Source organism: Nonomuraea sp. NPDC049152 (assembly GCF_040648355.1).
GTDB lineage: Bacteria > Actinomycetota > Actinomycetes > Streptosporangiales > Streptosporangiaceae > Nonomuraea.
This window is the reverse complement of sequence record NZ_JBEZDO010000015.1, coordinates 196703-223698: the sequence shown is the minus strand read 5'-3', so window position 1 is coordinate 223698 and position 26996 is coordinate 196703. Positions and strand designations below refer to the sequence as shown.

Annotated in this window: 24 protein-coding genes and 1 riboswitch; of the genes, 14 read left to right on the top strand and 10 right to left on the bottom strand. The window is 71.2% G+C overall.

Annotated features, from left to right (window positions below; translation table 11 throughout):
* Positions 1-618, top strand: a complete 618-nt coding sequence (locus tag AB0B45_RS26950; RefSeq protein ID WP_358135703.1) for a uridine kinase — start codon at positions 1-3, stop codon at positions 616-618.
* Here AB0B45_RS26950 and AB0B45_RS26945 read toward each other — a convergent pair.
* Positions 611-2698 carry a serine/threonine-protein kinase gene (locus tag AB0B45_RS26945; RefSeq protein WP_358135700.1) on the bottom strand — a complete coding sequence of 696 codons (2088 nt, stop codon included), beginning with the start codon at positions 2696-2698 and terminating at the stop codon, positions 611-613. The genes AB0B45_RS26950 and AB0B45_RS26945 overlap by 8 nt on opposite strands.
* Before the next feature lie 12 nt (positions 2699-2710).
* Entirely contained in the window at positions 2711-4453 is a 1743-nt protein-coding gene (locus tag AB0B45_RS26940; RefSeq protein WP_358135697.1) for a serine protease, read from the bottom strand.
* Between the two features lie 57 nt (positions 4454-4510).
* Between AB0B45_RS26940 and AB0B45_RS26935 the strand changes: the two genes are divergently transcribed.
* Complete coding sequence (locus AB0B45_RS26935; RefSeq protein ID WP_358135695.1) at positions 4511-6517, top strand: prolyl oligopeptidase family serine peptidase; 2007 nt, start codon at positions 4511-4513, stop codon at positions 6515-6517.
* 64 nt (positions 6518-6581) lie between these two features.
* Here AB0B45_RS26935 and AB0B45_RS26930 read toward each other — a convergent pair whose 3' ends face one another.
* Positions 6582-7799, bottom strand: a complete 1218-nt coding sequence (locus AB0B45_RS26930; protein WP_358135692.1) for an NAD(P)/FAD-dependent oxidoreductase — start codon at positions 7797-7799, stop codon at positions 6582-6584.
* A 64-nt stretch (positions 7800-7863) separates the two neighbouring features.
* On the opposite strand from AB0B45_RS26930, the gene AB0B45_RS26925 reads away from it, so the two are divergent.
* A complete protein-coding gene (locus AB0B45_RS26925) occupies positions 7864-8466 on the top strand; it encodes a TetR family transcriptional regulator (protein WP_358135689.1) in 603 nt (200 codons plus the stop codon).
* A 130-nt stretch (positions 8467-8596) separates the two neighbouring features.
* Entirely contained in the window at positions 8597-9895 is a 1299-nt protein-coding gene (locus tag AB0B45_RS26920; RefSeq protein ID WP_358135687.1) for an NAD(P)/FAD-dependent oxidoreductase, read from the top strand.
* On the opposite strand, the gene AB0B45_RS26915 is transcribed toward AB0B45_RS26920, so the two are convergent.
* Positions 9822-10898, bottom strand: coding sequence for an AI-2E family transporter (locus AB0B45_RS26915; protein ID WP_358135685.1), 1077 nt, complete (start codon positions 10896-10898; stop codon positions 9822-9824). The genes AB0B45_RS26920 and AB0B45_RS26915 overlap by 74 nt on opposite strands.
* Before the next feature lie 389 nt (positions 10899-11287).
* On the opposite strand from AB0B45_RS26915, the gene AB0B45_RS26910 reads away from it, so the two are divergent.
* From AB0B45_RS26910 to AB0B45_RS26885, 6 genes are all read left to right on the top strand, one after another.
* The gene (locus tag AB0B45_RS26910) at positions 11288-12067 is read left to right on the top strand and encodes a DeoR/GlpR family DNA-binding transcription regulator (protein ID WP_358135682.1); all 780 of its coding nucleotides are present in this window, start codon (positions 11288-11290) and stop codon (positions 12065-12067) included.
* Positions 12064-13125, top strand: coding sequence for a galactose-1-phosphate uridylyltransferase (gene galT, locus AB0B45_RS26905; RefSeq protein WP_358135680.1), 1062 nt, complete (start codon positions 12064-12066; stop codon positions 13123-13125). Before AB0B45_RS26910 ends, galT begins: the two co-directional genes overlap by 4 nt.
* A gap of 66 nt (positions 13126-13191) precedes the next feature.
* A riboswitch (cyclic di-AMP (ydaO/yuaA leader) is annotated at positions 13192-13332 on the top strand.
* Between the two features lie 48 nt (positions 13333-13380).
* Positions 13381-14289, top strand: coding sequence for a hypothetical protein (locus AB0B45_RS26900; RefSeq protein ID WP_358135677.1), 909 nt, complete (start codon positions 13381-13383; stop codon positions 14287-14289).
* 76 nt (positions 14290-14365) lie between these two features.
* Positions 14366-15601 carry a cytochrome P450 gene (locus tag AB0B45_RS26895; protein WP_358135674.1) on the top strand — a complete coding sequence of 412 codons (1236 nt, stop codon included), beginning with the start codon at positions 14366-14368 and terminating at the stop codon, positions 15599-15601.
* A gap of 28 nt (positions 15602-15629) precedes the next feature.
* The gene (locus AB0B45_RS26890; protein ID WP_358135672.1) at positions 15630-15821 is read left to right on the top strand and encodes a hypothetical protein; all 192 of its coding nucleotides are present in this window, start codon (positions 15630-15632) and stop codon (positions 15819-15821) included.
* Between the two features lie 9 nt (positions 15822-15830).
* Entirely contained in the window at positions 15831-16337 is a 507-nt protein-coding gene (locus AB0B45_RS26885; RefSeq protein ID WP_358135669.1) for a DinB family protein, read from the top strand.
* Positions 16338-16339: 2 nt separating this feature from the next.
* Here the strand turns inward: AB0B45_RS26885 and AB0B45_RS26880 are convergent, their stop codons facing one another.
* Entirely contained in the window at positions 16340-17638 is a 1299-nt protein-coding gene (locus AB0B45_RS26880; protein ID WP_358135667.1) for a M50 family metallopeptidase, read from the bottom strand.
* A 140-nt stretch (positions 17639-17778) separates the two neighbouring features.
* Here AB0B45_RS26880 and AB0B45_RS26875 point away from each other — a divergent pair, with 140 nt between their 5' ends.
* Positions 17779-18387, top strand: a complete 609-nt coding sequence (locus AB0B45_RS26875) for a response regulator transcription factor (RefSeq protein WP_358135665.1) — start codon at positions 17779-17781, stop codon at positions 18385-18387.
* Positions 18388-18464: 77 nt separating this feature from the next.
* Here the strand turns inward: AB0B45_RS26875 and lanKC are convergent, their stop codons facing one another.
* Complete coding sequence (lanKC, locus tag AB0B45_RS26870; RefSeq protein WP_358135663.1) at positions 18465-20930, bottom strand: class III lanthionine synthetase LanKC; 2466 nt, start codon at positions 20928-20930, stop codon at positions 18465-18467.
* A 69-nt stretch (positions 20931-20999) separates the two neighbouring features.
* Positions 21000-22115, bottom strand: coding sequence for a PP2C family protein-serine/threonine phosphatase (locus AB0B45_RS26865; RefSeq protein WP_358135660.1), 1116 nt, complete (start codon positions 22113-22115; stop codon positions 21000-21002).
* A 118-nt stretch (positions 22116-22233) separates the two neighbouring features.
* Here AB0B45_RS26865 and AB0B45_RS26860 point away from each other — a divergent pair, with 118 nt between their 5' ends.
* Both AB0B45_RS26860 and AB0B45_RS26855 read left to right on the top strand, forming a co-directional pair.
* Positions 22234-23460 (top strand): GNAT family N-acetyltransferase, encoded by a 1227-nt coding sequence (locus AB0B45_RS26860; protein WP_358135657.1) that lies wholly within the window; start codon positions 22234-22236, stop codon positions 23458-23460.
* Between the two features lie 50 nt (positions 23461-23510).
* On the top strand, positions 23511-23657 hold the full coding sequence (locus AB0B45_RS26855) for a hypothetical protein (protein ID WP_358135652.1): 147 nt from the start codon (positions 23511-23513) through the stop codon (positions 23655-23657).
* 25 nt (positions 23658-23682) lie between these two features.
* Here the strand turns inward: AB0B45_RS26855 and AB0B45_RS26850 are convergent, their stop codons facing one another.
* Positions 23683-24150, bottom strand: coding sequence for a ribose-5-phosphate isomerase (locus tag AB0B45_RS26850; protein ID WP_358135649.1), 468 nt, complete (start codon positions 24148-24150; stop codon positions 23683-23685).
* A 99-nt stretch (positions 24151-24249) separates the two neighbouring features.
* Here AB0B45_RS26850 and def point away from each other — a divergent pair, with 99 nt between their 5' ends.
* Positions 24250-24738: a peptide deformylase gene (gene def, locus AB0B45_RS26845; protein WP_358135646.1), complete on the top strand. Its 489-nt coding sequence runs from the start codon at positions 24250-24252 to the stop codon at positions 24736-24738.
* Positions 24739-24781: 43 nt separating this feature from the next.
* On the opposite strand, the gene AB0B45_RS26840 is transcribed toward def, so the two are convergent.
* Together AB0B45_RS26840 and AB0B45_RS26835 are read right to left on the bottom strand one after the other, a co-directional pair.
* Positions 24782-26185, bottom strand: a complete 1404-nt coding sequence (locus AB0B45_RS26840; protein ID WP_358135643.1) for an aldehyde dehydrogenase family protein — start codon at positions 26183-26185, stop codon at positions 24782-24784.
* Between the two features lie 101 nt (positions 26186-26286).
* Positions 26287-26907 (bottom strand): DsbA family protein, encoded by a 621-nt coding sequence (locus AB0B45_RS26835; protein ID WP_358135640.1) that lies wholly within the window; start codon positions 26905-26907, stop codon positions 26287-26289.
* Positions 26908-26996: the final 89 nt, after the last annotated feature.

Here is a 26996-nt window from a genome sequence, read left to right as displayed (position 1 = left end):
GTGCGGCCGATCTCGCCCGCGCTGCTCGTCGAGGAGCTGGCCGAGCGCGTCGCGGCGCATCCACGGGAGGCATGGGTGCGCGTGCTGGTCGACGGCGCGCCTGCCGCGCGGCCCGACCTGCTGGTCGACCAACTGGTCGAGCCGCTGCGGGTGCGCGGGAGGGCGGTGCGGCGGGTGTCGGCCGGCGACTTCCTCAGGCCGGCCTCGCTGCGCCTGGAGTACGGCAGGACCGACCCAGACGCCTTCTACGACGACTGGCTGGACGAGGGCGGCCTGCGCAGGGAGGTGCTCGACCCGCTCTCACCCGGCGGCAGCGGCAGGATCGTTCCTTCGCTGTGGAACAGCGAGACCGACAGGGCCACGCGCGCGCCGTACGAGAGGCTGCCGGAGGGCGGCGTGCTGCTGCTGGACGGCACGCTGCTGCTCGGCCGCGGGCTGCCCGCCGAGCTGACCGTCCACCTGTGGCTGTCGAAGACGGCCCTCGTACGGCGCGGCGACCCCGCGCACGGCTGGCGGCTGCCCGCCTACGAGCGCTACGAGCGCGAGGTGGCGCCCGCGCGGTCGGCCGACGTGGTGGTCAAGGCCGACGATCCGCGCCATCCCGCGCTGCTCACGTGAGCCGCCACACCCGCAGCGTGTTGTCGCCTCCCGCGCTCACGACGACCGTTCTGCCGCCGAGCACGGTGGTCGCCAGGCCGAACACGTTGTGGTCGTGGTCCTTGAAGGGCTTGCCCACGTCCTTGCCCGTGGCCAGGTCGTGCACCCTGGCGGTGCCGTCGTTGCCGCCCGAGACCACCAGCGTCCTGCCCGCCACCTCGGCCACGGCGATCGAGTAGACCCACCCCGAGTGCCCCAGGTACGGCAGGCGCCGCTCGCCGCCCGTCGGCTCGTCCACCCACACCTCCTGGTCGCCGCCGCCGGACAGCACGACGTTCCCGCCGTCGAGGCGGGCGGTCTCGACGACGGAGGCCTGCCCCGTGTGGGTCGTGACGCTCTCGCCTTCGCCGCCGTCGAGGCTCCACCGCTTCACCTCGCCGTCGGCGCCCGCGGTGAAGAACTCCGCGCCGGCGGCGGCGACGGAGAAGACCGCGCCCGAGTGGCCTTCTCTCCTCCGGCCGATCTCCTTGCGGGTGGTCAGGTCCCACACGCGCACGTCGCCGGCGCGTCCCCCGGTGATGGCCACGGGACGCCCCTCGCGCTGCGCCACGGCCAGGGAGAACACCGGCTCGTCCTGGTCGATGGGCCGGCCGAGCGGCTTGCGCCGTGCCAGGTCCCAGACCCTGATGGTGCCGTCGTCGCCGGCGGAGACCGCGATCTTGTCGCCGTCCAGGTCCGTGACGGCGACCTTGCGCACCCAGTTGGTGTGGCCGGTGAGCGTGGCCAGGGGTTTGCGGGTGGCCAGGTCCCACAGGCGGACCGTGCGGTCGCGGGAGCCGGAGACCGCGATCCGCCTGCCGCCCACGGAGGTCGTGGCGACCGTCTCGACGTCGTCGGTGTGTCCGCGCAGCGTGCCGAGTGCCTTGCCGACCGCGTCACCGGAGAACGCCGGAGGCGAGGGGGTCGCGGTGGGTGCAGGCGTGTTCGCCGGGCTGGTGGCGGACACCGGGGTGGTCGTGGGCACCGGGGTGGTCGCGGGCACCGGGCTGACGGTGGGGCTCGGCGGGCCGGCGCTCAGCCATGAGGGCACCGCGATCGCTGCTCCCGTCACGGCGGCCGCGCAGGCGACGGCGGCCATGCCGTACGCGACCTTCCTCCTGGTCTTGCTCGGGACCGTTTCGAGCCCCTGGCCGGGCGGGCCGGTCCGGCGCGAAGGGTGCGCGGGCGCGGGCGCGGGCGCGACGGGCGCAGCGGCCCAGGAGGGCGCGGCGGGGGCGGAGCGGTGGGCGATGAGGGCGAGCATCGCCTGGGAGGCCGAGGGGCGCGCCGAGGGCTCCTTGGCCAGGCAGTGGGCGAGGAGCTGGCGCAGACCGTCCGGGATGGCCGACAGGTCGGGCTCGGCCGACAGGATGCGGTGCAGCACGGCGGGGATGCTGTCGTGGCCGAAGGCGGGCCGTCCCGTGGCGGCGAACACCATGGTGGCCGCCCAGCTGAAGACGTCCGAGGCGGCGCCCACCCGCTGCCCGCCGATCTGCTCGGGCGACATGTAGGTGGGCGTGCCGACGACGCCGCTGGTCGTGGTGGCCATGGTGTCGAGCGCCCGCGAGATGCCGAAGTCGATGACCCTCGGCCCGTCGGGTCCGAGCAGCACGTTGGCCGGTTTGAAGTCGCGGTGGACGATGCCCGCCTGGTGGATGGCGGCCAGCGCGGTGGCCGTGCCGACGGCGATCCTGTGCAGGGCCGCGCCCGCGCGCGGGCCCTCCCTCTCGACGCTCTTCTGCAGGGAGACGCCGTCGATGTACTCGCTCACCACGTACAGCGCGCCGTCGCTCTCGCCCGCGTCGAGGACCCGTGCGGTGCAGAACTCCGCGACCTGCCTGGCCAGCTCGATCTCGCGCAGGAAGCGGGCGCGCACGTCGGGGCCGTCGGCGTGGCGCGCGTGCAGCAGCTTGACCGCGACGCGTCCGCCGTCCGCGCCCTCCGCGAGGTAGACCGCGCCCTGGCCGCCCTCGCCCAGCCGGTCGAGCAGCCTGTACGGCCCGAGCCGTACCGGATCTCCTGGCTTGAGCATCGCGCCCCTGTCCGTCCGTTGTGCGGGCATTCCGGGCGAACATCATGCCAAGGCCGCGGAGACGGCGCGCGCGACGGCCGGGTGAGAGAGGTATTCCTCCACGTCGTGGGCGCGCTGCAGCGGGTTCTCCACCGCGCGCTCATCCACCTGGCCCTTCCAGTCGTCGTCCAGCGGGCAGCCGATGCACACGGGGTCGGACGGGCACCAGACGTTGAGCCACGCGCCGACCCTGGGCGGCCGCGACGGGCCGCCCGAGAGCAGGTTGCGGTGCACGGAGTCGAGGCCGAGCGGGCTGCCCGCGGTCACCAGCAGCGGCACTTCCACCCCTGGAGGCAGCGAGGCCATGAGGTCCATCGCCACGACGCTGCCGAGGCTGTGCGCCACGATCACCAGCGGGCCCGAGCGCGGCACCGCGCCCAGGACGGCGTCGAGGACGCTCCGCCGTACCGCGTGATCGTCGAGGTAGGTGGCGATGTCGCGGAAGACGCTGGAAATGAGCGGCTTGTCGAGGTTGGTGGCGGAGGCGAGCCAGGACAGCGCGCCGTGCAGGCCGGTGAGCAGGCCTTCGCGCCGCGAGTCCGACGGCATCCCCGCCATCATGGCCGCCTCGCCGACGAGCTGCTCGTACAGCAGCCGCGCGGTCGGCGAGGTGGGCGCCTCGGTGGCGGGCTCGGCGAGCCGGTCAGCGTAGTAGGGCAGCCACGCGTCGCCCGGGTCGATGGTGGGCAGGTCGGCGAGCGTGAGGCCCTTGTTCAGCCCTGCCGCCCACCGCCTGCGCATCGCGGTGGGGTCGAGGCGTTCCTGGGCCCTGCCGTGCAGGAACAGCAGGTGCCTGCCGCCGCCGAAGGCGGTGGGGCGCGCCGCGAGACCGGAGGCGGGGCCGGAGGGCGGCCGCTCGGCGGGTACGGCGGGCGACCCCAGCCCCGCCGCGGGCCCCATCTCGGCGAGCAGGGCCCGCACCTCGGCGGCGACCTCGCGCCCCGCCAGATGGGCCAGAACGACGCTGACGCGCACGCCCTTGTTCGACACCCGGTTCTGGTCCGGCGGGCCGTCGACCGCCATCTGGTGCAGCGCGACGAGCTCCCACTGGTCGTTGAACACCGGCGAGCCCGAGCTCGGCGGCTCGGTGTCGGTGGTGTAGAGCAGGTGCTGCTCGGTCTGCTCCATGAGCTCGTTGCGCCTGGTGGAGATCTCCTTCGGCCTGCCGAGCGGATGTCCGGCCACGTTCACGGGCTCGCCTGCGACGATCTTGCCCTGCTGGGCGATGAGGGGGTTCCAGCCGAACAGCGCGCCCGCCTCCCTGCCGTCGGTCGCGGCTCTCACCAGGACGAGCGTGTAGTCGAGGCGCTCGTCGGTGAGGAAGCAGCCATCGGGGTCGAGCCTGAACCTGGTCGGCGCCTGGGGCTGGTCGTCGATCCCTGACTCGACGCCGAACTCGACGGCCACGCCGAGCGCCGCGGACGGAGTGGGCAGCACGTGGTTGTTGGTGAGCAGCAGCCTGGGCGAGACCATGAACCCCGTACCGCGCGGCAGCTCCCTTCCGGGTGTGCAGACGGAGATCCGCGCCACGGAGGTGACGGCCCTCGCTCCCCTGGCGAGGAAAGCGGCGGGCTGGAAGCCGGTCGCCGCCCCGATGATGCGCTCGTACAGCGGCGCGCCCCTGGCGACCCCCTCCCCGACGAGCCTCTCGATGGCCGAGACCGGCACCTGTCCCTTGGCCACGAGGCGTTCCGCCCTGGCCGCGAGTTGGTCCAGGTCGTCCACGATGCGCGCGATGGGGTTCATGCGCCCAAGGTGCTCCGGGGCCATGGTGATCGCATGAGTAGGGCCATACTCAGGATCATGACCTTTCCCCGCCAGCACGCCAGAACCGCCAGATTCCGCCTCGGGACGCCCCGTGACTTCACCGTCTCCCCCGATGGGCGGCGAGTCGTCTTCCTGCGCTCGCTCGGGGCCGAGGACCAGGTCAACCGCCTGTGGACACTCGATGTGGCCTCCGGCGAGGAGCGCCTGGTCGTCGACCCCGGCGACGGACGGCAAGCCGAGCTCTCGGAGGCGGAGCGCGCCCACAGGGAGCGCACCCGCGAGTACTCGCACGGCCTCACCGGCTACGCCACCGACGCCGACGTCACCAAGGCGGTCTACGCGCTCAACGGCCGCCTGTTCCTGGTGGAGCTGGACAGCGGGGCGGTGAAGGACCTCGGGTGCGAGGGCTCGGACCCGAGGCTCGACCCGACGGGCGCGAGGGTCGCCTACGTCGCCGACGGCGCGCTGCGGGTGGTGGGCGGCCTGTCCGTCGACCCCGACGGGCCCGAGGTGACCTGGGGCCTGCCCGAGCACGTCGCCGCCGAGTCGATGGACCGCCACCGGGGCCACTGGTGGTCGCCGGACGGCACCGTGCTGCTGGCCGCGCGGGTCGACAACGCGCCCGTCGAGCGCTGGCACGTCGCCGACCCCGCCAACCCGGCGAGCCCGCCGAGGGTCATGGCCTATCCCAGGGCCTGCACGCCGAACGCGGACGTCTCGCTCTGGCTGGTCACCATGGACGGCGAGCGGACCGAGGTGCGGTGGGACCGCGCCGCCTTCGAGTACGTCGCCCGCGTCGCGTGGACCGCCCACGACCTGCTGGTGCAGGTGCAGAGCCGCGACCAGCGCACGACCAGGATCCTGTCGGTCGCCCCGACGGGCGAGACCACGACGCTGCACGAGGACAACGACGCGGCGTGGGTGGAGCTCGTGGCCGGGGTGCCCGCCCGTACGGCGAGCGGCGCGCTCGTCCGCACCGCCGACGTCGGCGACACGCGACACCTGGTCGTCGGCGACGCGCCGGTCACCCCCGAGGGGCTGCAGGTCGTCCGGGTGCTGAGCGTGGACGGCGACACCATGCTCTTCCAGGCGACGGAGGAGCCGACCGAGCGCCACCTGTACACCTACGACGGCACCCTGACCAGGGTGACCACCGAGGCAGGCGTCCACACGGGCGTGCGCGCGGGCGGCACGACCGTCGTCGTCTCCCGCACGCTCGACCGCCACGGCGTGCGCGTACGCGCCGGAGCGCACGAGATCGCCTCCAAGGCCGCCACCCCCGCGCTGCGCCCACGGGTCACGCTGCTGCGCCTGGGCGAGCGCGAGCTGCGTTCGGCGCTGCTGTTCCCGACGGGCCACGTCGAGGGGTCCGCGCGGCTGCCCGTCCTCCTCGATCCGTACGGCGGGCCGCACGGCAGCCGCGCGACCGCCGTCCTGGACGACCACCTGGTCTCCCAGTGGTTCGCCGACCAGGGCTACGCCGTCCTGGTGACCGACGGAAGGGGAACCCCCGGCAGAGGACCCGCATGGGAGCGGACGATCAAGGGCGACAAGCTCAGCCACGCGCTGGAGGACCAGATCGAGGCGCTGCGCGCGGCCGCCGCGGCCCACCCCGACCTCGACCTGGGCAGGGTAGGCATCAGGGGCTGGTCCTACGGTGGCTACCTGGCGGCCGCCGCCGTCCTTCGCCACCCCGAGGTCTTCCACGCCGCGGTCGCGGGCGCGCCCGTCACGGACGCCCGCCTGTACGACACCCACTGGCAGGAGCGCTACCTCGACCAGGACCCCGCCGCCTACGACCGCAGCTCGCTCATCGCGGACGCGCCCAAGCTGAGCAGGCCGCTGCTGCTCGTCCACGGCCTCGCAGACGACAACGTGTTCGCCGCGCACACGCTCCGCCTGTCCGGCGCCCTGCTGGAAGCGGGCCGCCCGCACACGGTGCTGCCGCTGTCGGGGGTGTCGCACATGACGCCGCAGGAGACGGTCGCCGAGAACCTCCTGCTGCTCCAACTGGACTTCCTCGACCGGAATCTCAAGGGCTGATCCGGAGGTCGGCGGGGGTGAGCGGCCACGGACCTGCCGCTGCGGCAGCCCGCCTGTCGTGACGTCATCCGAAGGCCTTCCGCTTGAGCGAGGGGAAGCGCTGGGCCGTACGGAGGAAGGCCTTGAAGCCGAGCCTGGCGGGCGCGCTCTCGCCGACGAACTGCTCGGCGGCCCTGAGGGAGTCGCGGACGGCGGCGAAGCCGTACTCGCGCATCCGGGTCTCGTAGTCGGCGATGGCCTCGACCGGCGGTCTGCCGCCGGTCAGCGCCCGGCACAGGAGGCGGGCGTCGCGCAGGGCGACGTTGGCGCCGATGCCGCGCATCGGCGTCATGCTGTGGATGGCGTCGCCGAGCAGGGTGATGGTCGTCGGCTGCCAGGGCTCGATGGGGATCGAGGTGCGGATGGGCAGCAGTGACACCGTGTCGGGGTGGGACAGCTCGACCAGTTTCCTGAGGTCGGGGTGCCAGCCGTGGATCAACCCTGCGACGGTCCGCCTGAGCTGCTCGCCCGTCTGGCCGGCCACGTCGGCGGGGAAGCGCCGCCTGCTCGCGCCGAAGGCCCACAGGATGTAGCTGCTGGTGTCGTCCATGAGCTCGGTCGTCTCGCCGGTGTCGCCGAGGTCGTGCGGGGCGACGAACAGGCCCATGCCCCTGGGGGGCAGGACGTTGTTGGGACCGTCTGTCAGCCTCCTGTCGATGAGCCTTCTGGTCCGTTCGGTGAGCGGGAACTTGCCCGCGACCGTGGTGATGCCGGTCTCGACGCGCCGGGCGTGCGGGAGGTACTGCTGCCTGACGCGTGAGTTCCCGCCGTCGGCGGCGACCACGAGGTCGGCTGTGGCGCTGGTGCCGTCCTCGAAGAACAGCTCGGTGCCGTGCGGGGTGCGCTCGTAGCGCTCGAAGGTCGCGCCGAAGCGGACCACGTCGTCGAGTCCCGTCAGCAGGATCTTCCTCAGCGTGATCCTGCTGACCGAGTGGTGGTCGTCGGCTGGGTCGGCCGCCTTGGGGGTCTCGATCAGGAGCAGCGGCCTGAGCTGCTCGGTGAGGAAGCCGAAGTCCTGGCCGCCGTGGCCCGTGGTGTCGAGGAAGGTGCGCCACAGGTGCGGGGGCAGGCAGTCGTGGAGCGCTCGCGCGCCGTTGGGGTCGATGTGGACGCGGTAGCCCTGGAGACGGTCGGTCGGGGTGCGGTCGCGTTCGTAGACCGTCACGTCGTGGCCTGCCTTGTGCAGCCCCTGGGCCAGGCACAGGCCGCCGATCCCGCCGCCGATCACCGCGATGTTCGTCATGCCTCCGACTATCAACCAACTGGGTAATTGTGTCAACCATCCGGATGGATGATAGTTTGGGCGCATGCGGAGAGAGCCCGAGGAGAAGCAGCGCGACGCCGAGCGGACCAAGCAGCGGATCGTCGAAGCCGCCGTGGAGGAGTTCGCGGCCAAGGGCTTCGCGGGGGCCAGGGTGAGCGCGATCGCGGACCGGGCAGGGGTGAACAAGCAGCTGATCTCGTACTACTTCGGCGGCAAGGAGGGGCTGTACAGGGAGCTGACCAGCCAGTGGGAGCAGGCGGAGGGCGGGTTCGCCGAGGAGTCTGCGTCATTGGGGCAGTTGGTCGCCGGGTACGTCAAGGCGAACTCGGAGCATCGCTCGTTCGGGAAGCTGCTGGTGTGGGAGGGGCTGGCGGACGGGGCTCCTTCGCCCGAGTTCGCCGAGGGGATGCGCAGGAACGTGGAGGCGTTGCGGGAGCGGCAGGCGCGGGGGGAGTCGCCCGCAGGGGTGGACCCTGCGGCGATGATGGTGGCGCTGTTCGCGATGGCGGCGGCGGGGGTGGCGTTTCCGCAGGTGGTGCGGGCCGTGTGCGGGATGGATCCGGGGTCGGCCGAGTTCGCGTCGTTCTACGCGGGGCAGCTCGAGCGCCTGATGGACGCGCTGTCCCTCGGGTCCGCGGAGGGCTGACGCCCGAGTGCGGGCCGGGGTTCTTCCCTCTCTCTGGACGTCCACGACCTCTTTCCGGGGGCCGGAGCCGGACGGCTCGCGGGGCGTGGTGGCCCTTGGGCGGGTTCCGGGGACGGGCTAGCGTGGATTGATGGATGTCGATGTGATCGTGCTGGGCATGGGTCCCGGCGGCGAGGACGCGGCGGGGCGGTTGGCCGAGGCGGGGCTGAAGGTCGCGGGGGTCGAGGCGAACCTGGTCGGTGGCGAGTGCCCCTACTGGGGCTGCATCCCCTCCAAGATGATGGTCACCGCGGCCAACGAGGTGGCGGGGGGAGGCCTGGCTCCCGACTGGGCCCCCGTGGCGCGCAGGATCCGCGAGGAGGCGACAGACGACTGGAACGACAAGGTCGCCGCCGACCGGTTCACGGCCAAGGGCGGCCTCCTGGTCAGGGGGCACGGGCGCGTCACGGGACCGAACGAGGTCACCGTGGGCGAGCAGGTCATCAGGGCGGGACGGGGCATCGTGATCGCCACGGGGTCGCGGCCCGCCGTACCGCCGGTCAAGGGTCTGGACGGCACGCCGTACTGGACCAATCACGAGGCGATGGAGACGGAGAGCGTCCCTGACTCGCTCGTCGTGCTCGGCGGCGGCGCCATCGGCGCCGAGCTGGCGCAGGTGTTCTCCCGGTTCGGGGCCGAGGTGACGGTGCTGGAGATGGCCGGCAGGCTGCTGTTCATGGAGGAGCCCGAGGCGAGCGCGCTGGTGGAGAAGGTGTTCACCGACGAGGGCATCGGGGTGCGCACGGGGGTGAAGGTCGACGAGGTGACCTACGAGGACGGTCGCTTCACGCTGGCGGGGGTCACGGCGGAGAAGCTGCTGGTGTCCACAGGCCGCAGGGTCGACCTCGCGGCGCTGGGCGTCGGCGCGATAGGGCTGGACGAGAGCGCGAGGGCGATCCCGGTCGACGACCGGATGCGCGCCGCCGAAGGGGTGTGGGCGCTGGGCGACGTGGTCGGCGAGGGCGCGTTCACGCACATGTCGATCTACCACGCCGACATCGTCGTCAGGCAGATCCTCGGCGAGCCCGTGCACGAGGCGGAGCACCACGCGGTGCCGAGGGTGACGTTCACCGATCCCGAGGTGGGCGCCGTCGGGCTGACCGAGGCGCAGGCCAGGGAGCGGGGACTCGACGTCAGGGTGTCCTTCACCGACCTGGCGGCCTCGACGCGCGGCTGGATCGCGCGGGCGGAGGGGTTCGTCAAGCTGGTCGCCGCCGACGGGGTCCTGGTCGGCGCGACGAGCGCGGGTCCGTGCGGCGGCGAGGTGCTCTCCATGCTGACGCTGGCCGTCCACGCGAGGATCCCGGTCGAACGGCTCAGCCAGATGATCTACGCTTACCCGACCTTCCACCGGGCCGTGTCGGCCGCTCTTCCCGGGCTGCTCCGCTGACCAGCGGGATCGCCCATCGGGTGCCAGGGTCCGCGTCGACGAGCAGGGCCCTGGCCAGCGCGGACAGCGGCACGGCCAGGATGGCGCCGAGCGCGCCGAGCGCGACCGACCACACCAGCAGCGACAGCATCGTGATGGTGGTCGACAGGCCTGCCGACTCCCCCGCGTACTTCGGCTGGATCACCGACTGGATGACGAAGTTCAGCACGCTGTAGACGACGATCACCCAGACCATGGTGACCCAGCCCGAGTCCAGCAGGGCCAGCAGCGCGGGCGGCACCAGCCCGAGGATGAAGCCGATGTTGGGGATGTAGTTGGTGATGAACGCCAGCAGTCCCCACAGCAGCGGCAACGGCACGCCGAGCAGCCACAGCGCCCCGGCGTCGAACACGGCCACGATGAGGCCGAAGACGCTGGAGACCACGAGGTAGCGACAGGTGCTCCTGGTGAAGTGGGTCAGCGCGCGCACCAGGTCGGGCCTGGTGCCTTCCAGCGCGCGGATGGCCGCCTGCGTCGGCCCCGCGTCGAGGCTCATGCCGTACACCAGCAGGAGGATCAGCACGAAGGCCGAGACGACGCCGAGCAGGCTGGACAGGAAGCCCTGCACGAGCGGCACGAGCTTGCTGGGGTCCAGCGCCTTGACCGCCGCGGTCATCTGGTCGGCGGTGATCCCGAGGGTGCCGAGCCACCGCGTGACCCCCGAGGCCATGGCGTTGTACTCCTCGGTGTAGGTCGGCAGCAGGCTCGCCAGCTGCGCGACCGAGACGGCCAGTGAGGCCACGAACGCCAGCAGCACCAGCAGCACGACCAGCAGCGGCACGGTCATCAGCACCCACGCGGGCGCGCCGCGCCGCTTCAGCCACGCCCGCAGCGGGCTGACCGCGATCGTCAGGGTGAGGGCGAGGAATGCCGGGCCCGCGATCGCGCTGGCGCTCCTGAGCCCCGCAAGGACGATCACCGCGGCGGCGAGGCCGATGAGGATCCGCAGTCCACGCGACATCATGCGTCACACTATGGCGACCGCCGCAGGTGGAAGCAGGTCACCGCGCCGGGGGCGGAGGTGGCGCGGGATGCGCGCGGGCGCATGAGGCCACGCTGTCACGAGATTTCGTGTCTTGGGTCTTTCGCGGGCCTGGCGGAGGGATGAACATCGGGTACGGGCAGTACCCGATGTCCTACCTCAGCGAGCGTTGGGACGCTTGCCGTGGTTGGCCGCCTTCTTCTTGCGGGCCTTGGTCTTACGTGCGCGCTTGGCCATGGCTTACCTCCTCATGTGATGATCCCAACCTCTCGCGAACGCGTCTGCCGCGACAAGGGCTTTCCCAGATTCCACTCCCCATGTTTCAACATAGATGTGTCATAATTTGGTGGAATCTGTTGGAAGGAGGGCACGTGCTCGCACCACAGCGGCAACAGGCGATCCTGGAGCGCGTCCGCCGCAGCGGCGGAGTCCGGGTGGCCGACCTCGTGCGCGAGCTCGGCGTCTCCGACATGACCATACGCAGGGACCTGGAGGCGCTCGCCGAGCGAGGCCTGCTGGAGAAGGTCCATGGCGGCGCCACCATCAACGGTCCCGGCTCGACCGAGGAGCCGGGTTTCGCCGCCAAGTCGATGCGTCAGCAGCCGGAGAAGGACGCGATCGCCCGCAGGGCCGCCACGCTTGTCCACCCCGGCACCGCCGTCGCGCTGTCGGCGGGCACGACCACGTGGACGCTGGCCCACCACCTGGTCGACGTGCCGGACCTGACCGTCATCACCAACTCCGTCCCCGTCGCCGACGTCTTCCACCGCAGCCCGCGCGCCGACCGCACGGTCGTGCTGACCGGCGGCGTCCGCACGCCCTCCGACGCCCTCGTCGGGCCCGTCGCCGTCGCGGCCATCAGACGGCTGCACGTCGACACGCTCTTCCTGGGCGTGCACGGCATGAGCACGCGAGCGGGGTTCACCACGCCGAACCTGCTGGAGTCGGAGACCGACAGGGAACTGGTCGCCTCCGCGCACCGGCTGGTGGTCCCCGCCGACCACACCAAGTGGGGCACGGTCGGCATCAGCACGATCGCGGAGCTGTCGGAGGCCGACGTCGTCATCAGCGACGCGAACCTGCCGGAGGAGGCTCGCGCGGAGCTGGCCGAGCGGGCGGGAGAACTGATCATCGCGGAGGACACGAAGTGAAGCGCACCATCGCGCACATGGCCGACGGCCGAGAGCTGATCTACTTCGATCGGCGCGACGACGCCGACAGGAGCGCGATCGACGAGCGCGAACTGCCGCCCAGGCCCGTCGCCTCCGAGTTGCGCTACGACCCGCTCACCGAGGAGTGGGTGGCGATGGCGGGCCACCGGCAGACCCGTACCTTCCTGCCTCCGGCCAGCGAGTGCCCGCTGTGCCCGTCGAAGCCCGGCATGCCGACCGAGATCCCCGCTTCGGAGTACGACGTGGTCGTCTTCGAGAACAGGTTCCCGAGCTTCTCCACCCATCTGGGTTCCTACACCGACCCCGGCGGCCTGAGCGAGGTGCGTCCCGGCGTGGGGCGCTGCGAGGTGGTCTGCTTCACCTCCGACCACGACTCGTCCTTCTCCGCGCTCCCTGACGACCAGGTGGAGCTGGTCATGGAGGCCTGGGCCGACCGCACCGCCGAGCTGTCGGCCATCCCCGGCGTGGAGCAGGTGTTCTGCTTCGAGAACAGGGGCGCGGAGATCGGCATCACCCTGGCCCACCCGCACGGCCAGATCTACGCCTACCCCTACGTGACCCCGCGCACCCGCCAGCACCTGGCGGCCGCGGCCCGTCGGCCGAACCTCTTCGCCGACGTGCTGGCCGCGGAGCGCGCCGGCGAGCGCGTGGTCGCCGGCAACGAGCTGTGGACCGCGTTCGTGCCCGCCGCCGCCCGCTACCCGTTCGAGGTCCACCTCTACCCGCACCGCCAGGTGCCCGATCTGGCCGCGCTCACCCAGGAGGAGCGCGCCGCCTTCGGCCCCGTCTACACCCGCGTGCTGCGGGCGCTCGACGGGCTGTTCGGCGTGGTCATGCCGTACGTCGCCGCGTGGCACCAGGCTCCCGTACGGCAGGGCCGTGACCTGGCGTATCTTCACCTGGAGCTGTTCAGCATCCGCCGGGCCCCGGAGAAGCTCAAGTACCTCGCGGGCTCGGAGTCGGCGATGGGCGCGTTCGTCAACGACGTGCTGCCCGAGGAGGCCGCGAGACTACTTCGATCACAGGTAGATCACTAATTGATGTCCGCTTGAACTCGCATTACCGGACATTTACTACTAATATCCCCTTTCACCGGCTTTCACAGCCGTTACATGCCTAATCCCGGGCGCGTTGCCCGGGAACCGGGGACCCACCAAGAACCTGGGGTGTATCCACGCGAGTGGTAGGGCCGCATCTCCCGCCCGAACCCGTCAGCTAACCCGGTCGGCAGACGGAGAGGATCGTTCGTGGCGTCCCCCACGTCTCGTTTCGCATGCGGCTTTCTTGCCGCGTTGTCCCTCGTAACCGGTTCGGCGACCGCGGCCTCGGCTGCCTCCAAGCCGTCCGAACCCGCGTTGCGGGCCGAGCTGAAGCAGCTCAACTCCAAGGTCGACAAGCTCATCGAGAGCTACAACGCCAAGCGCGTGTCGCTGGCCGAGGCGCGGAAGGCCGCCGAGAAGGCGAAGGAGCGGCTGGCGACGGCCGAGCAGACCCTGACCAGGGCAGAGACCGAAGCCTCCAAGATCACTGAGATGCGTTACCAGGCCGGCACCCCCGACCTGCCGACGCTGCTCTACACCCCCGACCTCACCACCTCCGCACTGCTCGAGCAGATGAGCGCCGAGCAGGACGCCGTGGTCAAGAGCGTCGCCGCGGCCCGCGACACCAAGAAGCAGGCCGCCGCCGACGCGCTCGCGCTCGCCGACCGGATCAAGACGGAGACCGACCAGGTCGCCGACGACCGGAAGGAGGCCGAGGGCATGATCAAGGACATCGAGAAGAAGCTCCAGAAGCTCGTGCCGACAGGTCCGGGGCGCAAGAGCGACGGCAGCTGGGCGCCCGAGCTGCCCACGGGCTCGGAGAACATCACGCCGCGGACCACGCTCATGCGCGACACGATCAAGAAGACGTTCGCGCTGCCGTTCGAGGTGGGCTGCTACCGGTCGGGCGGCAGCGGAGAGCATCCGCTCGGTCGCGCCTGCGACTTCATGATGAGCTCGGGCGGCGCCACACCGACGGCCGTCAACAGGGCGCTCGGCGACCAGGTCGCCGCGTGGGCGCTGAAGAACCAGAGCCGCCTGGGCATCAAGTACGTGATCTGGCGGCAGCGGATCAACAGTGGCAGCGGCTGGCGTGCCATGTCCGACCGCGGCAGCGTCACCGCCAACCACTACGACCACGTGCACATCTCGATGAACTGATCCTTGCAGGGGGTCGGCGGCGGGCGTACGTTTGACTCGATGACCAGATTCCTCCTTCCGGTCACGAGAGGCGCTCATGAAGACCGTCAACCTGATGGATCCCGGCCTGCTGACCGACCCCTTCAGCGGCTTCGCCGAGCTCAGGGAGGAGGCGCCCGTCCTCCACGCCTCCTTCCCCGGGCAGGACACCCCGATCTGGCTGGTCACCCGGTACGACGACGTGAAGACCGTGCTGAGCGACCACCGCTTCGTCAACGACCCCGGCAACGTGCCGGGCGCCGACGTCTCCAACCTGCGGGAGAAGCTCACCCAGGCGAGGGGCGTCCCGCCCGAGTACGCCGTCTACCTCACCCGCGGCATCCTCGACCTCGACGGCGAGGACCACCTCAGGCTGCGCAGGCTGGTCTCGCGCGCCTTCACCGCCAGGCGCGTCATGGAGCTGCGGCCGCGGGTGGAGGAGATCAGCGCCGCCCTCCTCGACGCGCTGCCGACCGACCGCGTCGTCGACCTCGTCGAGGAGTACGCCTACCCGCTCCCCATCACCGTCATCTGTGAGCTCGTCGGCATCCCCGAGGCCGACCGGGCGCAGTGGCGGGCGTGGGGCGCCCGCATGACCACCATGGAGCCTGGCGCCCTGGTCGAGCCGCTCATCGGCATCGTCGACCACATCCGCGACCTCATCCCCCGCCGCCGCGCCGAGCCCGCCGACGACCTGCTCACCGGGCTGATCAGAGCCCACGACGAGGACGGCGACCGCTTCACCGACACCGAACTGGTCACCATGGTGCTCACGCTCGTCCTCGCGGGCCACGAGACCACCGCCCATCTGATCGGGAACGGGACCGCGGCCCTGCTCACCCATCCCGACCAGCTCGCCAGGCTCCGCGCCGAGCCCTCGCTGATGCCGCGCGCCGTCCACGAGCTCATGCGCTGGTGCGGCCCCGTCCACGGCACGCGCCTGCGCTACGCGGCCGAGGACGTCCAGCTCGGCGGCACGGTGGTCAAGCAGGGCGAGCCCGTGATGGCGGTGATCGTGAGCGCGAACTTCGACCCGCGCAGGTTCGGCGACCCCGACCGGCTCGACATCGCCCGCGAGCCCGACAGCAGGCGCGAGGTCCACGTGGGCTTCGGACACGGCCTGCACTACTGCCTGGGGGCGGCGCTGGCCCGCCAGGAGGGCGAGGTGGCCTTCAGCGGGCTGCTGTCGCGCTTCCCTCGACTGCGCCTGGCGGTGGCTCCGGAGAAGCTGGAACGGCAGCTCCTGCCCATGTCGTGGCGGCTGGCCGGCCTCCCCGTGCTGCTGGACGGCTGACCGCGTCCTGCGCCCCGGCGGCGCGCTGGTGTTCTACGGCGTGCACCCCTGCTTCAACGGCCCGCAGATCCAGAACCGCGACGACGGGACGCTGATCATCCATCCCACCTACCGCGTGCCGGGCTGGCACGAGGCGGCGCGGTGGTGGACTCCAGGGGGCATCAGGTCGCGCTTCGGCATGCGGGGAACGGTCGGCGTCACTCCTCCAGCGGGTCCATAATCACTCGTTATGACAGAAACCCGCATCAATACCCCGTTCGTAGCAGACGAGCGGGACATGCTCGACGCCTGGCTCGACTGGCACCGCGAGACGCTCGCGATCAAGTGCGAGGGCCTGACCGACGACCAGTTGCGCGAACGGTCGGCGGCCCCGTCCACGCTGTCGCTGCTCGGCCTGGTACGCCACATGGCCGACGTGGAGCGCGGCTGGTTCCGCAGGCACCTCATGGGCGAGGACGTCCCCCGCCTCCACTCGACGCCCGACCAGCCCGACGACGCCTTCGACGACATCGCCACGATGACGGGCGAGCAGGCGTTCGCGGCCTGGCGCGGCGAGATCGCCTACGCCAGGAAGGTGTCGGCCGGCCTCCCCCTCGACACGATCGGCAAGACGCTGCGCCACGGCCACGAGGTGTCCCTGCGCTGGATCATGGTGCACATGATCGAGGAGTACGCCCGCCACAACGGCCACGCCGACCTGCTGCGTGAGCGGATCGACGGCGTGACGGGCGAGTGACCTCAGCCGGACAGCTTGATCGGGTTGACCAGGTCGGCATAGACGAGCAGGCCCGCCATCACGATCATCACCATGGCGAGCGCGTATGTCAGCGGTAGCACCTTCGCGATGTCGACGTAGCCGGGCTCGGGCCGCCGCAGGACGCGGGCGTAGGCGCGCTTGAGCCCCTCCCACAGACCGCCGGCGATGTGGCCGCCGTCGAGCGGCAGCAGCGGGATCAGGTTGAACATGCCGATCGCCAGGTTGAACCCGGCCAGCAGGTTGACCAGCTCGAAGAGCTTGTCCTTGACCGGCAGGCCGGAGGCGGCGATCTCGCCGCCGATGCGCCCCGCCCCGACGACGCCGATGGGCCCGTTGGGGTCGCGCTCCTCGCCGGAGAAGGCGGCGTTCCACACGCCGACCATCCGCTGCGGCAGGTTGACCAGCGACTCGGCCACGTGGCCCGTCAGCGTGGCCATGTAGCCGATCACGGTGCCGAAGCTCTGCTGCTCGTAGATCCTGGTGGCCTGGACGCCGAGGAAACCCTCGCCCTTGGTCTTGGCGGTGGGGTCGTCGACGGCTTCCCTGCTGATGAGCGTGACGTTGAGCGTCATGGGCCTGCCGTCGCGGACGATGCCGACCGTGACGGGGCCAGGGCCGTTCTTCCTGATCTTCTGGGTCGCCTCTTCCCAGTCGGCGACCTTGACGCCGTTGAAGGCGACGATCCTGTCGCCCGCCTTCATGCCCGCCTTGGCGGCGGGCGTCGGCTGGTCGCCTGCCGCGCAGACCGTGCGGGTCTGGCCGTGGGGGATGACGCAGGCGTTGGTGTCGGGCGAGACCACGGGCGACAGGCCGGGTAGGCCGATGCCGACGAGCAGGATCGTGAACAGCACGAAGGCCAGCACGAAGTTCATCAGCGGGCCGCCGAACATGATGATGACCTTCTGCCACCACTTCTTGCGGTAGAAGACGCGGTCCTCGTCGCCGGGGCCGACCTCCTCCTGCGCGACGTCCCTCGCGGTGTCGATCAGACCCTGAAACGGTCCGGTCGAGGCCCTTCGCAGCTTGGTCGGGTCGTCGCCGGGGCGGGGCGGCAGCATGCCGATCATCCGGATGTAGCCGCCGAACGGGATCCACTTCATCCCGTACTCCGTCTCGCCCTTCCGCCTCGACCACATGGTGCCGCCGAAGCCCACCATGTACTGCGTCACCTTGACGCCGAACAGCTTGGCGGGAACGAGGTGACCGATCTCGTGGAGGGCGATGGAGGCCATCAGCCCGAGCACGAAGATGACGATCCCCGCGATGTAGAGCCAGATCATCTACGCGCGCTCCATGGCTGAGGAGAAGGTCCGACACGCCCAGACTAGTCGAACAATCCAATGCTGAACGGCTTGCGCGCCCTTTGCGGAATCTGGAGACTGCGTTGACACTGCGCATCCGTCCGATCACTCTAGGAGATGTGTTGCTTCGGATCCTGGTAGCCGAGCACCTCCCGCTGGTGCGGAGGGGCCTGGTCGCCTCGCTCGACGCGGAGGCCGATCTCGAGGTGGTCGCCGAGGTCGGCAGCGGCGCGGGGATCGTCCCCGCGGCTCTGGAGCACGACCCCCACGCCGCCGTCGTCGACCTCGGCCTGCCCGACCTCGACGGCCTGACCGCCGCCGCGCTGCTGCGCGAGCACGCTCCGGGCTGCAGGGTGCTGATCCTCTCCGCCCAGCCCAACCCCGGTCAGGTACGGCGGGCCTTCGAGGCCCACGCGCTGGGCTTCATGAGCCTCGACGTGGCGCCCGAGGCGCTGGCCGAGGGCCTGCGAGCGATCAGCGAGGGGCGCAGGGCCGTCGACTCGGAGCTTGCCGTCGCGGCGCTGGAGTCGGTCGCCAACCCGCTGACCCCGCGCGAGCGCGACGTGCTGAGGGTGGCGGCGGGCGGAGCCCGCTCCACGGAGATCGCCGACGAGCTGTTCCTCTCGGTCGGCACGGTCCGCAATCACCTGTCGCGCATCATGTGCAAGACCGGAGCCCGCAACAGGCTCGACGCGGTCCGCATCGCCAGCGACTCCGGCTGGCTGTAGCGGCTTCCGGCACAGGTGGTGGCCGAGTCCCGGTGGAACCGCGCCGCTCCTACCGGGACTCGGGGCTCTGGGGGCGCTCAGCCGTCTCCGGTGTCCTTCCCCGCGCGCGGCGCGTGCAGGAAGGGAAGCGAGACCGGCTCCTCGTGCAGCACGGCGGCGACGGCGAGGAGCACGCCCGCGGTGCCGGTGGCCAGGTCCATGGACAGGCGCAGCAGCCGTTCGCCGGGAAAGGCGAGGTGGGCCTGGTGGCGCAGGGCGTGCCAGCCCAGCGCCCTCAGCTGCTCCTCGATGCCGGGGTCGTCGCCCCCGCGCCTGGCCAGGTAGGCCAGGACACCCGCCCTGCCGGAGAACAGGCCGGGATACAGGAAGGACGGCGCGCGCACGGCCTCGTCGAGGGTCTTGTACGTGAGCAGGAAGTCGTCGTCGTGGCGGTGGCGCAGGTACTCCCCCAGCACCCACGCCAGGCCTGCGCTCCCCCTGTCGAGGCCGGGGCCCGCGAGCACGGCGTCGTGGGCGGCGCGGCGCAGCGCGTGCTCGGCCAGGTCGAGGAGCCTGCTCTCGCCGGTGCGCTCGTGCAGGCGGAGGAAGAGCAGGGCCGGGCCTGCGAGCCCGCGCAGCAGGCCGCCGGAGGGCGCGGGCGCGCTGCCTGCCTCGCCCAGCCGCCTGGCCACCAGATCGGCCACGTCGAACGCCGCCGGGAGCAGATGCGACTCGCCGGTGACGTCGGCCAGGTGCGCGAGGTTGAGCCCGATGCCCGACAGCCCGCCGTAGAGGTCGGGACCGAGCGAGTCCCACCGCCCCGCGGAGGCGATCCGCACCAGTTCGAGCGCCTCCTCACGCTTGCCGAGCAGGGCCAGCGCGTGGGCGATGCCGTGCAGGCCGTCGTAGAACCCGAGCCTGCTGCCCTCGCGCGGGCGCAGCGCCCGCTCGGCCAGCCAGCGCTCGTGGTCGGGTAGCCAGTTCGAGCCCGTGGCCCGCAGGGCCAGCAGGACGCCCGCCGCTCCGTGGGCCAGGTTCAGCCCTCCGGTGGTGAACTGCGCGATGTCGCCGGGAAAGAGCCTGTCCTCGCGCTCGGGGGTGGCCGAGGAGAGGATCGCCATCGTCATCGACCTGCGAAGGCGCTCCCAGCGCTCGGGGTCGGGCAGGGTGACCGAGTACCAGGCGGGGATGTGGGCGCCGGGGACGCGCTTGGCCCGCCGTACCCCGGTGATCGTCTGCACGGCCTCGTCGAGGAAGGCGTCGGGGACGGGGTAGGTGTCGCGGATGGCGTCGGCGAGCTCGGCCGCCTTGTACCTGTCGATCAGCAGCGGCTCGGTCACCGGCAGGAACACCGCCAGGCGCAGGCGGGCCAGCGCGTGACGGTCGATGTCGGCGCCCCTCAGGCCGTCGGGGGCGGTCCCGCCGTGGCGGCGGCCTGCCTCCTCGATGGGGACGCACATCTCGTAGTCGACGAGCGTGACGCCGCCGTCGGGCCTGACGATGACGTTGCCCGGGTGCAGGTCGCCGAAGACCATGTCGCGCGCGTGGATGGCGGTGATCGCCGCCTCGACCTTGGCGCACAGGTCGAGGGCCCACGCGGTGTGGTCGGCGGCGTCGCGCTTCTCACCCGTGAGCCGGTCGAGCGGGGTGCCGGGGACGTGCTCCATGACCAGGTAGCGGCGGTCGCCCACGCCGAACCCGCCCAGGATCGCCGGCACCGACTTCAGGCCCGCCAGGCAGGTCAGCGCCTCGTGCTCCCTGTTGAGCCGCGCCACCGCGTCGGCGCCCGTGCGGTCGAGCGCCACGTGCGCCCTGGCCTCCTTGAGCACCACCCGCGCGCCGGTGCGCCTGTCGCGGGCGAGGTGGACGCCGCCGCCGGCGGACTGGTGCAAGGTCTCCTCGATCGCGTACGGCAGGCCGTCCATGGTGTGCGCCCGCATGGCCGCGAGGTGTGGCTCCAGGAAGGCGGCCAGCCGTACCCACGTCGGAACGGTGAACTCGGGACCGAACGGGTCGGGCAGCAGCCTGCCCTCGGGGTCGGCGACGGCCGGTTCGAGACTGCCGTCGGAGGCGACCCTGTGGCGCTCGGCGAAGGCGCCGTAGCGGACGTGGAGCGGGCTCTCACCGACGCGCAGGGCGCCGGGGACCGACGGGCTGCGCCGGCCGCGCAGCGGATGGCTGAGCTCGATGAGCACCCGCCCGAGCTGGGCCTCGTCGGCCGGGTAGAGCGTGGCCAGGACGCCGGCGGCCGCTCCTTCCGACTGGTGGAGCAGGTGCTTGCCGCGCAGGAACGTGAACGCGACGCCCCGCGCGACGCAGTGCTCCCACACCTCGTCCATGATCGCCCCCGCGTCGCGGAGACAGGCCGAGACGCAGACCTTCCACCCCTGCTCGGGCAGCCCCGCCTCGACGGGCCGCATCGCCACCGTGTCGGCCTGCACGGTGCGCGTCCATCCGCCGGGAGCGTGCCTGATCGCATGGACGAACTCGGGCGCGCCGTCGATCACCGGTGAGTCGTAGAACAGGGGATCGACAAGGCAGTAGAGCTCATACCGGTTGTCCACGCCTTGAGAATCTCAAGCGGGCTCCACCGGCAGACAGTGACTCAGCTCACGATCTGATCGTGTGATTCGTCATGGGCGCCAGATGAGGACGAGAGCGCAGTCGTCGTTGTGTCCCGACGCCATCGAGTTGACCAGCGCCCTCGCGCCGTCGCGGAACCCGGAGGGCAGCAGCCGCTCGGCCTCGCCCAGCAGCCTGTCGAGGCCCGCGTCGATGTCGCGGCCCGGCTGTTCGATGAGGCCATCGGTGTAGAGCAGGAGCGCGTCGCCTTTGCGCAGCACCCCGCTGTCGGGCTCGCAGTGCAGGTCGGGCACCACGCCGAGGACCACGCCCTTGGCCGAGGCGATCTCCCAGTTGCCCGTGCCCGAGTCGAGCTTGACCACCGGCGGATGCCCGGCCGAGGTGATCGTGTACTCGCCGGTGGCCAGGTCGAGACGCAGGTGGACGGCGGTGACGAAGCCCTCGTCGCCGCGCTGGCGGTGCAGGTAGCCGTTGCAGGCGGGCAGGAAGTCGTCGACGGAGCCGAGCAGCCCGCCGAACGTGCCCGACAGCAGCAGCGCTCTGGTGCCGGCGTCGACGCCCTTGCCCGACACGTCGACCAGCGCGATCTCCACGTTGTCGCCGTCGCGCATGGACACCAGGAAGTCGCCGCCGAAGGAGGAGCCGCCCGCCTGTTTGAGCACCACCTTGGCGCCCCAGTCCTTGGGCAGCGAGGGCAGTTCGCTCTGGCTCTTGAGCCTGTCGCGCAGCTCCAGCAGCATGGCGTCGCCGCGCAGCCCCTGCACGCCCAGCTTGCCCCTGGTGCGCGCCATGAGCACGGCCAGCACCGTGGTGAAGCCGATCGTCACCATGAGCCCGAGACCGATCGTGTTGACCCCCAGGACCGCTCCAATGTAGGCGAGCGAGGCCAGGACGGAGACCAGCAGGACCGCCAGGCTGCGCAGCCGCAACTGCAGCCCGCCCACCAGGGTGATGAGGATGAACAGGGAGGGCGAGAACCACTCGGTGGAGACGCGGGCGGCGAGCCCGCCGACCACCAGGGTCAGCACCGACAAAGTGATCAGCAGATTGCGGTCGCGGGCCAGCGGCCCTCTCCTGAGGAACCTGACCGCGGGCACCAGACCAGGGACTTTGACCAGCACCGCACGCAGCCGAGGCGGGATCTGCGGCACCGGACGTGAGTTCATGATGCGCCTGACTGTATCGGTCTCTCCCGGGTTTGGGCAGCCCACTTGACCAAGGCCTTGATCATTAGGCACGGATATTGGGTGGCCGTCCGGCTTTGCCCGCTCCTACCGTGGACGGATGACCTATCCGATCCGCCCCATCTCGGATGAGGAGTGGCCCCAGTTCAGCGGCGTGCTCGCCGAGGCATTCAACTGGACGCCGCATCCGACCCAGTCCGAACGCTGGAAGGCGAACACCGAGTTCGACCGGACCCTGGCCGCCTTCGACGGCGACCTCATCGCCGGCGTCACCGGCATCCACAGCTTCTCGATGGCCGTACCGGGCGGCACGCTGCCCGTGGCGGGGGTGACCGCGGTCAGTGTGCTTCCCTCTCATCGCCGCCGCGGCATCCTCTCGCAGATCATGCGCCGCCAGCTCACCGACATCCGTGAGCGGGGCGAGGCCGTGGCCGCGCTCTACGCCTCCGAGGCGATCATCTACGGCCGGTTCGGCTACGGCAGAGCGGCCGACAACCTGGCGGTCCGCATCCCCACGCACCGTTCGGCCTTCACCGCCGCCGCTCCCTCCGACCCCTCGCTCAGGGTCCGCGTCGTCAAGCCCGCCGAGGTCAGGTCCACCCTGGAGGAGCTGTTCGCCTCGGTCATGGCCGAGCGTCCCGGCCGGTACACCCGCAACGAACACTTCTGGAACATGAGCCTGGCCGACGAGGAGTTCGACCAGCAGGGCGCGGGCAGCCTTCGCGGCTTCCTCGTCGAGGACTCCTCGGGGGCGCGCGGCTACGCGCTGTTCCGCGTCAAGGCGACGTGGGGCGAGAACGGCGGGCCCGACGGCGAGCTCCAGCTGCGCGAGCTGTACGCCATCGACCCCGCGGCGCACGCGCTGCTGTGGCGCGCGGTGCTCGACCGCGACCTGGTCACCAAGGTCACGGCCGACATCCCGGTCGACGACCCGATCACCCAGTTGCTGGCCGACGTCCGCCAGCTGAACTCGCGCTGGGGCGACGAGCTGTGGGTCAGGCTGGTCTCCGTGGACGCCGCGCTGATCTCCCGCGCCTACTCCGCGCCCGTGGACGTGGTGATCGAGGTGGCCGACGACGTGTGCCCGTGGAACGCGGGCCGCTGGCGGCTGACGGCGGACACGGGCTCGGCCTCCTGCAAGCCCACCGACGAGGCCCCTGACGTCTCGTTGCCGGTGTCCGCGCTCGGCGGGGCCTACCTGGGGGCGGGCTCGCTCGCGGCCCAGCAGGCGGCGGGCCTGCTGACCGAGCACTCGGCGGGCGCGGTCCGTTCCCTCGCCACGGCCATGTCGTGGTCTCCTGCCCCGTGGGCGGGATTCGTCTTCTGATCGGGGCCTGGCGCCGCCGCCCACGGCGGGGGCGGGCTACAGTCACAGGTATGGCGCTGCAGAGTTTGCAGATCACGGCGATCACCGCGATGCGGGCGAGGGATGTCTCCAGGCCCTCGCAGGAGCAGCAGGACGCCGCCGACCGGCGGCCGTTGCGCGACGAGGCACCACGGCGCGAAGCCCGCCGCAAGCCGTAGCTCACGGCGGGCTCGCGTCCCGCGGCTACGGCAGCGGCGGCAGCTGGCCGATGGTCTCGTAGGAGGCCAGCTGGGCGATGCGGCGGCTGTGGCGCTCGCCGCCGGAGAACGGCGTGACGAGGAAGACCTCGACGAACCCGGTCGCCTCCTCCTCGGAGTGCATGCGCGCGCCGAGGCTGATGACGTTGGCGTTGTTGTGCTCGCGGGCGAGCCGGGCCGTCTCCTCGCTCCACGCCAGGGCGGCGCGGATGCCGCGCACCTTGTTGGCCGCGATCTGCTCGCCGTTGCCCGAGCCGCCGATCACGATGCCGAGGCTGGCCGGGTCGCCCGCGACGCCCTCGGCCGCGCGCAGCACGAACGCGGGGTAGTCGTCCTCGGCGTCATAGACGAAAGGACCGCAGTCGGTCACCTCGTGCCCCTGGTCCTTCAACCAGGTCACCAGATGGTTCTTCAGCTCATAGCCGGCATGGTCGGCACCGATGTAGACACGCACGGGACCAGTTTCGCAGGTTCGCGGGGCGCGATCCACGTCGGTCCCACGCTAGAGTAAGAGGCTCTTGCCTATCCCAGTCCTTACAGGAGTACAGCGCCCATGCGTGAGATCCGGTACATCGGCGATCCCGTCCTGCGCACCCCGGCCGAGCCTGTCGTCGACTTCGACAAGGAGCTGAGGAAGCTCGTCGACGAGATGTTCGAGGCGATGTACGCGGCCGACGGCGTGGGCCTGGCCGGGCCGCAGATCGGCGTGTCGCGCAGGTTGTTCGTCTATGACTGCAGCGGGCGCAAGGGGCACCTGATCAATCCCACGCTGACGATCGACGACGCCGAGGAGGTGCTCGACGAGGAGGGATGCCTGTCGGTCCCCGGGCGCGACACCGGCAAGCCGCTCTACGCGGCGACGCCCAGGGCGGCGGGCGTCAGCATCGAGGGCCTGGACAGGCTCGGGCGGAAGGTGAAGCTCAGGGCTCGCGGGCTGCTGGCGCGCTGCTTCCAGCACGAGAACGACCACCTGGAAGGCACGCTCTACGTCGACAGGCTGCCGAAGAGCGAGGCCCGCAAGATCCTCCAGCGCACGCACTGACCGCTGGGGCGACGGGCGACCTGATCGTCTGACGCCGAGAGACTCAGAGCTGGAGCGACTTGATCTCGAAGTACTCCTCGAGGCCGTGCTCGCCCAGCTCTCTGCCGATGCCCGATTGCTTGTAGCCGCCGAAGGGCGCGTACGGGTTGAACTGGCCGCCGTTGACCGAGACCTGGCCCGTGCGCAGCCGCCTGGCCACCGCGAGCGCTCGCTCCTGCGTGCCCGCCCACACGGCGCCCGAAAGGCCGTACCGGGTGCCGTCGGCGATCTGCACGGCCTGCTCCTCGCTGGTGTAGGGGATGATCGACAGAACGGGACCGAAGATCTCCTCCTGCTCGATCGCCATCCCCGGTTCCACACCGGCGAAGATGGTCGGCTCGACGTAGTAGCCGCGGTCCAGGGGACGCTCGGTGCCGCCGATGATGAGCCGCGCGCCCTCCTCCTGGCCCGTGTTGATGTAGCGGACCACGCGGTCGCGCTGCGCGGCCGAGACCAGCGGACCGATCCTGGTGGCCTCGTCGAAGGGGTCGCCGACGAGGTACTTGCGGGCGGCCTCGACGGCCAGTCTCACCGCCTGGTCGTACTGGTCGCGGTGGACGATCATGCGCGACCACGCCGAGCACGTCTGTCCCGCGTTGACGAAGGCGTTGGCGACGCCCGCCTTGACCGCGACGGGCAGGTCGGCGTCGGGCAGGATCAGGTTGGCCGACTTGCCGCCGAGCTCCAGCGCCACCCGCTTGACGCCCTCGGCCGCCAGCACGGCCACCCGGCGGCCCGCTCCGGTGGAGCCGGTGAAAGAGATCATGTCGACCTCGGGGTGGGCGGCCAGCGCCTCGCCGACGACCGGACCCCTGCCGCTGACCAGGTTGAACACGCCGCGGGGCAGGCCGACCTCGTGGAAGATCTCGGCCAGCGCGTAGGCGGCCAGCGGCGCCACCTCGCTGGGCTTGAGCACGACCGTGCACCCCGCCGCCAGCGCCGGCGCGACCTTGCAGACGATCTGGTGGAGCGGGTAGTTCCACGGCGTGATCGCGGCGACGACGCCCACGGGCTCCTTCACCACGAGCGAGTTGCCGACCCTGCTCTCGCGCGGGTGGCTCTCGGCCAGTTGCGCGTAGGAGGCCAGCACGCCGGCGGGCATGAGCGTCTGCACCTTCAGCGCGAAGCCGTAAGGCGCGCCCATGTCGATGGAGATCGTCCTTGCGACGCTCTCCGCGCGCTCCTTCAGCAGGTCGGCCGCGGCCGCCAGCAGCTTGCCCCGCTCGGCGGGCGCGGTCGCCGCCCACGCGGGGAAGGCGGCGCGGGCGAACATGACCGCCGCCTCAGCGTCATCGGGTGCGCCTGCGGGAACGGTGTCGATCGTCTCCTCGGTGGCCGGATTGACGACATCGATTCCTTCTCCCGAGACCGAGGCCGTCCAGGCCCCGTTGATGTAGAGATGACGCATGTCCCCCATCCTCGCGTGCCGAAGGTCACAAAGCGAGAACCTTGACTCCCAGAGGGTACGGTGAGCCGCCCACGTTAGGGGGACATGTCAGAAATCTCGGCCTAGTCGAAGACGGGGCGCCGGGTGCGGGTCCGCTTGAGCTCGAAGAAGTCCTCGAAGCTCGCGACGGTGCGCACGCCGTCCCAGAGCCTGCCCGCGTCCTCGCCTCGCGGGATCCTCGTCAGGACGGGCCCGAAGAAGGCGACGCCCTCGACCTGGATGACGGGGGTGCCGACCTCCTGGCCCACGAGGTCCATGCCGCGGAAATGCGACTCCCTGATGGCCTCGTCGTAGTCGGCGGAGTCCATCGCGTCGGCCACCTCCCTGTCGAGCCCCGCGGCCTCCAGGGCGTCGGCGAGCGTGTCCCTGATCGTGGGGCCCTCCTTGGGCCTGCCCTCATTGTGGAAGCGCGTGCCGAGCTCGGTGTAGAGGGGGCCGACCACGTGCTCGCCGTACTTCTCGGCAGCGGCGGCCACGACGCGGACGGGGCCGATCGCCGCGGCGATCATCTCGCGGTACTCGGCGGAGATGTCCTTGTCCTCGTTGAGGACGTTCAGGCTCATGATGTGCCACCGGGGCTCGATCTCGCGTACCTTCTCGACTTCCACCAGCCAGCGGGAAGTGATCCAGGCGAAGGGGCAGAACGGGTCGAACCAGAGGTCTACGGGGGTTCGTTCAGACATGTTGGGGGTTCCCTCATTCGTGGTGACCTTGCCGTCGGCCATAACCTGAGTGAGAGTCAGGACTATTCCTGGCATGGCAGGATTCAGAC